The 2647-nt window shown below is 37.7% G+C and carries 2 protein-coding genes; one reads left to right on the forward strand and one right to left on the reverse strand.

Annotated elements, in window-relative coordinates:
* Positions 1–356: 356 nt before the first annotated feature.
* Positions 357–1523 (forward strand): sporulation protein YhbH, encoded by a 1167-nt coding sequence (yhbH, locus tag AC52RT_RS01250; RefSeq protein WP_495539070.1) that lies wholly within the window; start codon positions 357–359, stop codon positions 1521–1523.
* A 35-nt stretch (positions 1524–1558) separates the two neighbouring features.
* Here yhbH and AC52RT_RS01255 read toward each other — a convergent pair.
* Positions 1559–2647: FtsW/RodA/SpoVE family cell cycle protein (locus AC52RT_RS01255; RefSeq protein ID WP_495539071.1), on the reverse strand; the 1089-nt coding region annotated here is incomplete at its 5' end.

A 2647-nucleotide genomic window follows, 5' to 3' on the forward strand; every position in this document is an offset into this window, starting at 1 on the left:
GAGCAATTAAAAGAATGGGGAAAACGGCCAGGCACCGTACAGCATGAAGAAATTGAAGAAATAGATGAGAAAGATTGAGTCTCCTTAGCGGGGTCTTTTTTTTTTGGGGAAAATCAACAACCGTTTAAAACGGTAAATCATTATAAAAGCCTGTCCAATTAATCTAGTCGATCACCCATTCTTGAAATAAGTTGTAAATTATCTGAGGAGCTTGCATAAGATAGAGTAATACTTTCTTTAACAACACTGTTGATTACGCAAGAAACAATGAGTCTTAATCCTGAAGGTCCATGTCACATTACCATATCGTATGCGAGATAAAAAGAAAGGTGCACACCTTTTAGGGGGGAAAATGTATGACAGAAGAGAACGGTCATCAATTCGTGATATCCCAGGAAAATTGGTCCCTCCATCGGAAAGGCTTTGACGATCAGCAGAGACATCAGGAAAAGGTACAAGAAGCAATCAAAAATAATCTGCCTGATTTGATTTCAGAAGAGAGTATAGTCATGTCCAATGGGCGTGATGTGGTGAAGATTCCAATTCGGTCATTAGATGAATATAAGATCCGCTATAATTACGACAAGAATAAACATGTTGGGCAAGGGGACGGCGATTCCGAGTTAGGGGATGTTGTAGCTAGAGACGGTAAACCCGAACAAGGTCCAGGCAAGGGTCCAGGCGCTGGCGATCAAGCTGGGGAAGACTATTATGAAGCCGAGGTATCGATGCTAGAAATAGAAGAAGCTCTTTTCAGCCAGTTGGAGCTGCCAAATCTGCAACATAAGGAACAAGCGGAACATACGATTGAACATATTGAATTCAATGACATTCGCAAAACAGGTCTTATGGGAAATATCGATAAGAAAAAAACCATGATGTCTGCATTCAAACGAAATGCTATGAATGGTAATCCCAGTTTTCATCCTATTTATAAAGATGACTTTAAATTTAAGACTTGGAATGAAGTCGTAAAACCGGACTCAAAGGCAGTCGTACTAGCGATGATGGATACGTCAGGTTCAATGGGGTTATGGGAAAAATATATGGCGCGTAGTTTTTTCTTTTGGATGAATCGTTTTTTACGTACTAAATATGAAACTGTTGAAATTGAATTTATTGCGCATCATACAGAAGCGAAAATTGTTCCGGAAGAAGAGTTCTTTACTAAAGGTGAGAGCGGGGGCACCATCTGCTCATCTGTATACCGCAAAGCCCTAGAAGTTATTGACTATAAATATGATCCAGCTAAATTTAACATCTATCCATTCCATTTTTCTGATGGGGATAACCTAACTTCCGATAATGCACGCTGCGTTAAATTAGTTGAAGAATTGATGGAGGTCTCTAATATGTTTGGATATGGAGAAGTCAATCAGTATAATCGACATTCTACTTTAATGACAGCCTATAAAAATATTAACAACGAAAAATTTCGATATTTTATTTTAAAACAAAAATCGGATGTATTTCATGCCATGATGAGCTTTTTCCAGAATGACGACCAAAAAAAATATGCGTGAAAAAACCAGCTGTGAAAGCTGGTTTTTCTTTTGTTTTATAATTCACGAGTGGAGTCTTGTTCAAACATATATTTTTTCGTTTTCGCAGATATGTTTAGAATTAAACTTAATGCAATTAATGTACCTAAAATGGAACTGCCTCCATAGCTCAGCAGCGGCAGCGGTATACCGGTGATGGGGACGAGTCCCATTACCATTCCAATGTTTTCGAAAATATGGAAGGTAAGCATAGAGACCACACCAGCAGCAATAAGATTCTCATAAGAACCTTTATTGAGCAGAGCAATCGCCACAATTCGATAGATTAAAATAAAGTAAAGGGTTATGACGACACTTCCGCCAAGAAATCCATATTCTTCACCAATGGTGGTAAAGATAAAGTCTGAATGCGCCTCTGGAATATAAACTTGCCCGCTATAATAGCCTTTTCCATACATCGTTCCTGATCCGATAGCAAGAATAGATTGTGAAAGTTGATAACCGATATCCCCCTTATATTGAAAGGGGTCAAGCCAAGAATGAATCCTGTCTAATTGGTAGTTGTCTAGAAAAATCAGTAAAAGGTCCGGAGCTTTTGTATAAATCAGGACAAGTACCCCTAGTATAGATGAACCCATTACCCCTAATAAGCCAACGATTTTCCAGCTGATGCCCGATAAAAATAACATACCAATCAATATAACGATTATGACCATTCCGGTTCCAGCATCAGGCTGCAATAAAATTATCCCTAAAGGAATCGCCGTTGCAGAAAATACTTTAAAAATTAAACGAAAATCAGTATTCAGTGAACGATCTACGTACTTTTTATTGTGATCAACGATGATTTTAGCTAAAAAGATAATTAAAAAGATTTTCATAAACTCTGAAGGCTGAATAGATCCAAAACCAGGAACTGAAAACCACGATTTAGCTCCCTTTATTTCACGAGCAATGCTTTCAGGTGAAAAATGGAGGGCAATTAAAACGAGTATCCCAAATATATAGGAAAACAGAGAGATTTTTTTGATTTGTTCGAAATCCAGTACGTATACACAAGCTGATAATACAATTCCAATGAAATACCAGCGAACTTGTTTAAATGCGTAATGATTTGGTGGATCAGGGAGGTATTTTTCTGAACT

It is taken from the genome of Peribacillus sp., assembly GCF_059453735.1.